The sequence below is a fragment of the Parasphingopyxis sp. genome, from assembly GCF_052168275.1.
Classification (GTDB): Bacteria; Pseudomonadota; Alphaproteobacteria; order Sphingomonadales; family Sphingomonadaceae; genus Parasphingopyxis.
This window is the reverse complement of record NZ_JBQLZM010000032.1, coordinates 1-8,803: the sequence shown is the minus strand read 5'-3', so window position 1 is coordinate 8,803 and position 8,803 is coordinate 1. Positions and strand designations below refer to the sequence as shown.

The following is an 8,803-nucleotide window of genomic DNA, read 5'->3' as shown; positions in this document are numbered from 1 at the left end:
TCCGCTGGCTGCAGGACCGCAAGGTCAGCATCTGGGACGAATGGGCCGACGAGAATGGCGATCTCGGCCCGGTCTACGGCAAGCAGTGGCGCGACTGGATCGGCCCGGGCGGTGTCCATATCGACCAGATCGCGGATCTCGTCGAACAGATCAGAACCAACCCGGCCTCGCGCCGCCAGATCGTCTCCGCCTGGAACCCGGCCGACGTGCCGGAGATGGCGCTGCCGCCATGCCACTGCCTGTTCCAGACCCATGTCGCCGACGGCCGGCTGTCGCTCCAGCTCTACCAGCGCAGCTGCGACGTGTTTCTCGGCGTCCCCTTCAACATCGCCAGCTACGCGCTGCTGACCCATATGCTGGCCCAGCAATGCGGACTCGAACCCGGCGACTTCGTCTGGACCGGCGGCGACTGCCATCTCTACACCAACCATCTGGATCAGGTGAACGAACAGCTCGGGCGGACGCCCGGGCCGCTGCCCACTTTGAACATCCTGCGCGATCCGGGCAGCATCGACGGTTACGAATATGAGGATTTCGAGATCGTCGGCTACGAAGCCGCGCCGCATATTCCCGCGCCGGTGGCGGTGTGACGGGTCCGCATATCGTCTTCCATCTCGCGCGCGCCGATAACGGCGTGATCGGGAAGGACGGACGATTGCCCTGGCGCATCCCCGCCGATCTCAAGCGTTTCAAGGCCGGCACGATGGGCAAGCCGATGATCATGGGCCGCAAGACGTTCGACAGCTTCGGCAAGCCCCTGCCCGGCCGGCGCCATATCGTGCTGACCCGCTCGCGCGACTGGTCGCCCGACGGCGCCGAGATCGCCCATTCGCGGGAGGCCGCGCTGGCCCTGGCCGGGGACGATGTCGAGGAAGTGGCGGTGATCGGCGGCGCGGAGATCTACCGGCTGTTCCTCGCCGACGCCGGCCGGATCGAGCTGACGGAAGTCCATATGGCGCCCGATGGCGATACGCGGATCGACCCGTTCGATCCGGCGATCTGGACCGAAACGCTGCGCGAAGACCATCCGGCGGACGGCGATTGCCCCGCCTTCAGTTTCGTCACCCTGGAGCGCATCCGATGATCCGCAAAATCCTGTTCGGCCTGATCCTCGTGATCGGCGCCGCCCTGGCCCTGTTCTTCACCCTCGGCCCGATCTGGATCGAACGCGACCTGAACCGGCGCGCCGATATCGAGCTGCCCGCCGTTTCGCCCGAGGCCGAGGCGCTGCACGACCGGCTGATCATCGCCGACATGCACTCCGACACGCTGCTCTGGAAACGCAACCTGCTCAACCGCTCGGGGCGCGGCCATATGGATCTGGCGCGCCTGCAGGAGGGCAATGTCGCGCTCCAGGTCTTCTCCTCGGTCACCCAGTCGCCGTCCGGCCAGAATTACGATTCCAATTCGGCGGACACCGACAACATCACCTGGCTCGCGATCGGCCAGCTCCAGCCGGTCCGCACCTGGATGTCGCTGCTCGAACGGTCGCTCTACCATGCCGGCAAGCTGAGACGGGCCGAGCGCGAGAGCGACGGCGCGCTGCGCATCGTGCGCAGCCGCGCCGACATCGACGCGCTGCTCGCCGACCGGCAGCGCGGCGAGCCGGTCATCGGCGCGCTGCTCTCGATCGAGGGGTTGCACAATCTGGAGGGCGATGCGGCCAATTTCGACCGGCTGTTCGACGCCGGATACCGGATGGCGGGCCTCACCCATTTCTTCGACAATGAACTCGGCGGCTCGATGCACGGGCTCGAGAAGGGCGGGCTGACCGAATTCGGCCGCGCGATCGTCCGCCGCATGGAGCAGGCGGGAATGATCGTCGACATCGCCCATGCGAGCCCGGCCATGGTCGACGACATATTGGCGATGGCGACGCGGCCCGTGGTCTCGAGCCATGGCGGCGTCCAGGCGGTGTGCGACGTCAACCGCAACCTCACCGACGACCAGATCGCCGCGGTCGCCGCGACCGACGGGGTGATCGGGATCGGTTACTGGGACGGCGCGCTCTGCTCGTTCGAGCCGGCCGATGTCGTCGCCTCGATCCTGCATGTCCGCGACCTGGTCGGCATCCGCCATGTCGGGCTGGGATCGGATTTCGACGGATCGACGACGGTCGGTTTCGACACGAGCGAACTCGCCGTGATCACCCAGCTGCTGCTCGACGCGGGCCTGAGCGAGGGCGAGATCGCGCAGGTGATGGGCGGCAATGTGATCCGGGTGCTGCGGGACGGGCTGCCGGCACGGTGATATTCGTCATTGCGAGGAGGTCCGAACTCGTTTCGGGCCGACGAAGCAATCCAGAGCGTTTCGCGCTTGGCTCTGGATTGCCGCGCGGCTTCGCCCCTCGCAATGACGTCTCAAGACGCTAGGCAGCGGCGCCCGCCCCGCCTATAGCCACGCCATGCAGCGGCTTTTCCACCGCGATAGCGTGCCCGGGGCCTTGCGCGGCGGCGTTATCGCGCTCGGCAATTTCGACGGCTTTCACCGGGGGCACCAAGCGGTGGTCGGGCGCGCGGTCCATCACGCGCATGACGACCGGCTGCCGGTGATCGTCGCGACCTTCGATCCGCATCCCGTCCGCCATTTCCAGCCCGACGCCCCGCCCTTCCGCCTGACCACGCTCGACCAGCGCGAGCAACTGTTCGCCGAAGCGGGCGCCGATGCGATGATGGTGTTCGAATTCGGCGACGAGCTGGCCGGCACCTCGGCCGAGGATTTCATCGAGGAGATCCTGCTCGCCCGGTTCGGCGTGGCCGGCGTCGTCACGGGCAACGATTTCGTCTTCGGCAAGGGCCGCAAGGGCGATGTCGTGATGCTCGCCGAATATGCGAAGACCCGCGGCTTCTTTACCGAGATTGCGGCGCCTGTGAACGAGGGCGAGGAGATCATCTCGTCGAGCCGCATCCGCGAGGCGCTGAAGGCCGGCGACTGCGAAACCGCGACCCATCTGCTCACCCGGCCCTTCACGATCGAGGGCGTCGTCGAGCATGGCGCGAAGAACGGCCGCCAGCTCGGCTATCCGACCGCCAATATCCGCCTCGGCAGCTATATCCGGCCGAAATACGGAATTTACGCCGTGCGCGGCCGCCTGCCGGACGGGCGCACGCTCAACGGCGCGGCCAATCTCGGCATCCGCCCGAGCTTCGATCCGCCGACCGAGCTGCTCGAACCCCATTTCTTCGATTTCGAGGGCGATCTCTACGGCCAGACGATTGCAGTCGAACTGGTCAGCTTCATCCGCGAGGAAGCGAAGTTCGACAATCTCGACGCGCTCAAGGCGCAGATGGCGGAGGACTGCGCGGAGGCCGAAAGACGGCTGACGCGGCACGTTTTATAGCCACCGGGCCATACGCCGGACCGCGTCATTGCGAGGAGGCCCGAGCCAGTCTCGAGGCGACGCGGCAATCCAGAGCGGCAAACGATACCGCCTGCGGCTCTGGATTGCTTCGCTGCGCTCGCAATGACGGTTCGGGATCACCCAGCCTCGACACCGAAAACCGCTAGACGCCCCGTTCCTTCCCCCTTACATCGCCCCCAATGTCCGAACAGCCCGATTATAAAGACACGGTTTTCCTGCCGAAGACCGACTTCCCGATGAAGGCGGGGCTCGCCCAGAAAGAGCCCGGCATCCTCGCGCGCTGGGAAGAGCAGGACCTGTACGGCAAGCTGCGCAACGCGCGGAAGGGCCGCGAGAAATTCATCCTGCATGACGGCCCGCCCTATGCGAACGGCAACATCCATATCGGCCATGCGCTGAACAAGATTCTCAAGGATCTCGTCGTGCGCAGCCAGTCGCTGCTCGGCAAGGACGCGCCCTATGTGCCGGGTTGGGACTGCCACGGCCTGCCGATCGAATGGAAGATCGAGGAACAGTATCGCAAGAAGAAGCGGAACAAGGACGAGGTTCCGGCCGCCGAATTCCGCGCCGAATGCCGCGACTATGCGGCCAAATGGGTCGATGTGCAGCGCGAGGAATTCAAGCGGCTCGGCGTGCTGGGCGAATGGGACAAGCCGTATCTGACCATGGATTTCGACGCCGAGGCGGTGATCGTCGAGGAGTTCCTCAAATTCGCCGAAAGCGGCCAGCTCTATCGCGGCGCAAAGCCGGTGATGTGGAGCCCGGTGGAGAAGACGGCGCTGGCCGAGGCCGAAGTCGAATACGCCGATATCACGAGCACGCAGATCGATGTGGCGTTCGAGATTGTCGAAGCGCCTAATGCTCCGGAACTCGTCGGAGCGTATGCCGTCATCTGGACGACAACGCCCTGGACGATCCCGGTCAACCAGGCGATCGCGTTTGGGGAGGATATCGATTACGACTTGTTTGAAGTCGCGGGGAAGCGCTTCTTGGTCGCTCGTGCTCGACAGCCCGAGTTATGCAAGAAACTGGATACGCATTTCGAGGTCAACTGCGCAAAAGACGGGAAACCCATTTGGCTTAGCAAATCGGGCAAAGTGCTTGAAGGCACCGTCGCCCAGCATCCCATGCACCATCTCGGCGGATTCTTCGCCGCGCCGCGCCCCTTTATCGCGGCCGATCATGTCACGACCGAGGCCGGTACGGGCCTTGTCCATATGGCGCCCGATCATGGCGAGGAGGATTTCTTCGCCTGCAAGGATCACGGCATCGATCCGGTGTTCGCGGTCGACGACGACGGAGTCTATCGCGACGACTGGCTCTGGCTGCCGCGCGGCGACGAGCGGGCGGGCAGCGTCATCAACAAGCGGTTCAATTCGGCCGAAGGCCCGATCTGCGCAGACCTGCGCGAGGCCGGGGCGCTGCTCTCGGCGTCCGACGATTTCGAGCACAGCTATCCGCACAGCTGGCGCTCGAAAGCCAAGGTCATCTATCGCTGCACCCCGCAATGGTTCGTGCGGATGGATGAGGCGCTGGATGACGGCAAACAAAAACCCGTTAGTGCTGAGCCTGTCGAAGCACGTCTCTCCGCCGAAGAACGCCCTTCGACAGGCTCAGGGCAAACGGATTTGGTGAAGGGCCACGCCAAAGGCATCGGCCCGACCTTGCGCGAAATCGCGCTGTCGGAGATCGACAAGACCCGCTTCATCCCGCCGCGGGGTCACAAGCGGTTGCGCTCGATGGTCGAGGGGCGGCCGGACTGGGTGCTCTCGCGCCAGCGCGCCTGGGGCGTGCCGATCACCGTCTATGTCGACCAAAAAACCGGCGAATATCTGAACGACACCGAGGTCAACAACCGGATCGTCGATGCGGTGCGCGAGGGTGGGGCCGATGCCTGGTTCGCCGCCGATCACCAGGCGCTGCTCGGCAACAAATACAGCCTCGAGGATTACGAGGTCGTGACCGACATTCTCGACGTCTGGTTCGACAGCGGATCGACCCATGCCTTCGTGCTCGAAAGCGGCAAATGGCCGGACCTGCAATCGCCGGCCGACCTCTATCTCGAAGGCTCTGACCAGCATCGCGGCTGGTTCCAGTCGAGCTTGCTGGAAAGCTGCGGCACGCGGGGCCGGGCGCCGTACAGGGAAGTGCTCACCCACGGCATGACGCTCGACGCCAAGGGGCTGAAAATGTCCAAGAGCGTCGGCAACACGCTCGACCCGCAGAAGATCATCGACGTCAACGGCGCGGACATCCTGCGCCTCTGGGCGGCGACGGTCGACTATACCGCGGATCACCGGATCGGCCCGGAGATCCTCAAGGGCGTGACGGACATGTACCGCAAGCTCCGGAATTCCTTCCGTTATATGCTCGGCGCGCTGTCCGATTTCGACGACAGCGAGCGCGTCGCGGTCGCCGACATGCCCGAGCTGGAGCGCTATATCCTCCATCTGCTGACCGAGCTCGACGGCACGCTGAAAGAGGCCGTGAACGATTACGCGTTCAACCGCTATGTCCGCGCGCTGACCGATTTCGCAAACGAAGACCTCTCGGCCTTCTTCTTCGATATCCGCAAGGACTGCCTCTATTGCGATGTGGGAGAATCCCTGCGGGCCGGGTCGGCGAAGCGGCAGGCCTATCGCACGGTGCTCGATATCCTGTTCCACGCGCTGGTGCGCTACGCCTCGCCCGTGCTGTGCTTCACCGCGGAGGAAGTGTGGCAGACGCGCTATCCGGACGCCGGATCGGTGCATCTGGAGGAATGGCCGGAGATCGATGCGGCTTGGGCGGATGCGGCGCTGGGCAAGAAATGGGCCGGTGTTCGCGAAGCCCGCGAACAGGTGACCGAGGCGATCGAGCCTTTGCGACGCGACAAGGTCATCCGGTCGAGCCTCGAGGCCGAGGTCGTCATGCCCGCGGTGGAAGGGGTTTCCGCCGAGGATATGAGCGAAATCTGCATCGTCGCGGATACGGAATATGAAGGTGATACAGTCCAGGTGACGAAAACCGAACATCACAAATGCGGTCGCTGCTGGCGTCTCCTGCCTGAAGTCGAAGAGGATGGCAGCCTGTGCGATCGCTGTGCGGAGGTGATCGGTGGATAGGGTGCCTGATCCCCGACCTGTGTCAACCAGTGTCAACCGGATTATCGCAATATGAGCGAATCGAAAGGTTTACGCCGCGCCACCATGCTCGGCTATATCCTCGCCGCGGCGATCTTTGTCGTCGACCAGGTGTCGAAATACTGGATCATCACCCTGCTCCAGCTGCCCCAGCGCGGGCAGATCGAGCTGCTGACGATCCTCAATTTCACCTGGGTCGAGAATCGCGGCGTCTCGCTCGGCATGCTGACCGCCTCGTCCGATACGCAGCGCTGGATGCTGGTCGCGCTGACCGGCGCGATCTCGCTCGGCGTCGCGATCTGGATCTGGCGCGAAAAGCGCGCGATGGACGTGTTCGCGCTCGGCCTTGTGCTGGGCGGCGCGATCGGCAACCTCACCGATCGGATCCGCTACGGCTATGTCGCGGATTTCATCGATCTTCATTTTGGGGACTTCCAGCCCTTTTTGGTCTTCAATGTCGCGGACGCGTCGATTACCATCGGGGTCGTAATTTTGGTGTTGCGGGCTTTTCTGCTACGCGACAAGCCTGAACCGGCGGAGACAGAGTAATGCGTAAAGTGATGATCGTGACGAGCCTTGTGGCGATGGGCGCAAGCCTTTCGGCATGCAGCGTTTTCGGCGGCGACCGCGATCGGCCGGACGAGTTCCTGGTCTCGCGCTCGGCACCGCTCGTAATCCCGCCCGATTTCAACCTGACCCCGCCGCGCCCCGGCGAACCGGCCGCCCGCGGCGCCGATTCGAGCACCCAGGCTCTCCAAGCCATGTTCGGCGGCCCCGCCCCGCGCAGCGCCGCGGAAGAAGCGCTCGTCAACCAGGCCGATCCCGAATCCGCCCGGCCCGGCATCCGCAGCACGGTCGGCGATCCCGACACTCAGGCGGTGGATTACGGCTCGACGACGCGCGACATCCTGAACGCGCCCGAGGGCGACGCCCCCGAAGCGAGCGTCTCGACGCCGGAATAGGGTGTTTGTACGAGCACATGTCCATTGATCCGTTAGCCCTGAGCCTGTCGAAGGGCGATTTTCGGCGGAGAAACGGGCTTCGACAAGCTCAGCCCTGACGGATTTCACGGAGCATGCGTGCCCTCTTGCTCCGCCGCCTGCTGACCGCGATACCGACCCTGCTCGGCGTCGTGATCCTGTCCTTCATATTGATGCGCCTCGCGCCCGGCGGGCCGTTCGACGGCGAACGGGCGCTCGACGAGGATACCCGCGCCGCGCTCGATGCGGCCTATGGGCTGGACCTGTCGCTCGCCGATCAGATCGCGCTCTATCTCGGCCGGCTGCTGCGCGGCGATTTCGGGCCGAGCCTCGTCTATCGCGATTTCACGGTCAGCGAGCTGATCGCACAAGGCCTGCCGGTCTCGCTGACGATCGGCGGGCTGGCGCTGCTGCTCGCCTGCCTGCTCGGCATCGGCGGCGGGCTTTGGGCGGCGGTCCGCGCCGGCCGCTGGCAGGACGAGGCGGTCATGGGGCTGGCGACCCTGCTCACCGCGCTCCCGGTCTTCGTCACCGGACCGCTCTTCGTGCTGATCTTCGCGCTCGGCCTCGGCTGGCTGCCGGTTTCGGGCTGGGAGCCGGGCAGCCCGTCCCATCTCGTGCTGCCCGTCGTCGCGCTCGCGCTGCCCTTTGCCGGCGCCATCGCGAAGCTGACCCGGGCGGGGCTCGCCCGGGCGCTCAACGAGGATCATGTCCGCACCGCCCGCGCCCGCGGCCTTGCCGAGCGGCAGGTGATCGCGCGCCACGCCCTGCGGCCCGCTCTCGTTCCGGTCGCCAGCTATCTGGGGCCGGCGGCGGCGGGGCTGCTGACCGGCGCGGTGATCGTCGAAACCGTCTTCGCCCTGCCCGGCCTCGGCCGCTATTTCGTGCAGGGCGCGCTCAACCGCGACTATCCGCTCGTACTCGGCGTGGTGACGCTCTATGCCGGCCTCATCATCCTGTTCAACCTCGTCGCCGACCTCATCTATGGCTGGCTCGACCCGCGGATGCGGGCGGAATGACGGCTTCGCGCATCGCGCTCGGCATCGTCGCGGCCATCGCACTGGCCGCGCTGCTCGTCCCGCCGTTCCTGCCCTGGACGCATAGCGCGATCGACTGGGACGCGGTCCGCGCGCCGCTCTTCGCGCCCGGCCACCTGTTCGGCACCGATACGGTCGGCCGGGACCTGCTGGCGCGTACGCTGGTCGGTACGCGGGTGACGCTGGCCGTGGCGCTGGCCGCCGCGGTCGTCGCGCTCGTCATCGGCACCGCCTGGGGCGCGATCGCGGGCTGGGTCGGCGGGCGTACCGACGAGATCATGATGCGGATCGTTGACGGGCTCT

8 protein-coding genes and 1 pseudogene are annotated in these 8,803 nt (G+C 65.5%); all 9 read left to right on the top strand.

Annotation, left to right across the window (positions count from 1 at the left end; translation table 11 throughout):
• A partial coding sequence (locus tag ACTS1X_RS02695; protein WP_442612844.1) for a thymidylate synthase occupies nucleotides 1-590 on the top strand: 590 nt, incomplete at its 5' end.
• Nucleotides 587-1,084 carry a dihydrofolate reductase gene (locus ACTS1X_RS02690; RefSeq protein WP_442612843.1) on the top strand — a complete coding sequence of 166 codons (498 nt, stop codon included), beginning with the start codon at nucleotides 587-589 and terminating at the stop codon, nucleotides 1,082-1,084. The genes ACTS1X_RS02695 and ACTS1X_RS02690, both read left to right, overlap by 4 nt.
• A complete protein-coding gene (locus ACTS1X_RS02685; protein WP_442612842.1) occupies nucleotides 1,081-2,250 on the top strand; it encodes a dipeptidase in 1,170 nt (389 codons plus the stop codon). Before ACTS1X_RS02690 ends, ACTS1X_RS02685 begins: the two co-directional genes overlap by 4 nt.
• Before the next feature lie 154 nt (nucleotides 2,251-2,404).
• Nucleotides 2,405-3,340, top strand: coding sequence for a bifunctional riboflavin kinase/FAD synthetase (locus tag ACTS1X_RS02680; RefSeq protein WP_442612841.1), 936 nt, complete (start codon nucleotides 2,405-2,407; stop codon nucleotides 3,338-3,340).
• Between the two features lie 200 nt (nucleotides 3,341-3,540).
• Entirely contained in the window at nucleotides 3,541-6,465 is a 2,925-nt protein-coding gene (gene ileS, locus ACTS1X_RS02675; RefSeq protein WP_442612840.1) for an isoleucine--tRNA ligase, read from the top strand.
• 51 nt (nucleotides 6,466-6,516) lie between these two features.
• Nucleotides 6,517-7,032 carry a signal peptidase II gene (gene lspA / locus ACTS1X_RS02670; RefSeq protein ID WP_442612839.1) on the top strand — a complete coding sequence of 172 codons (516 nt, stop codon included), beginning with the start codon at nucleotides 6,517-6,519 and terminating at the stop codon, nucleotides 7,030-7,032.
• Nucleotides 7,032-7,445: a DUF3035 domain-containing protein gene (locus ACTS1X_RS02665; RefSeq protein ID WP_442612838.1), complete on the top strand. Its 414-nt coding sequence runs from the start codon at nucleotides 7,032-7,034 to the stop codon at nucleotides 7,443-7,445. The genes lspA and ACTS1X_RS02665 overlap by 1 nt, the downstream gene beginning before the upstream one ends.
• A 113-nt stretch (nucleotides 7,446-7,558) precedes the next feature.
• A complete protein-coding gene (locus ACTS1X_RS02660) occupies nucleotides 7,559-8,482 on the top strand; it encodes an ABC transporter permease (protein WP_442612837.1) in 924 nt (307 codons plus the stop codon).
• Nucleotides 8,479-8,803, top strand: a pseudogene (locus ACTS1X_RS02655) (ABC transporter permease); the annotation flags it as partial. The gene ACTS1X_RS02660 and the pseudogene ACTS1X_RS02655, both read left to right, overlap by 4 nt.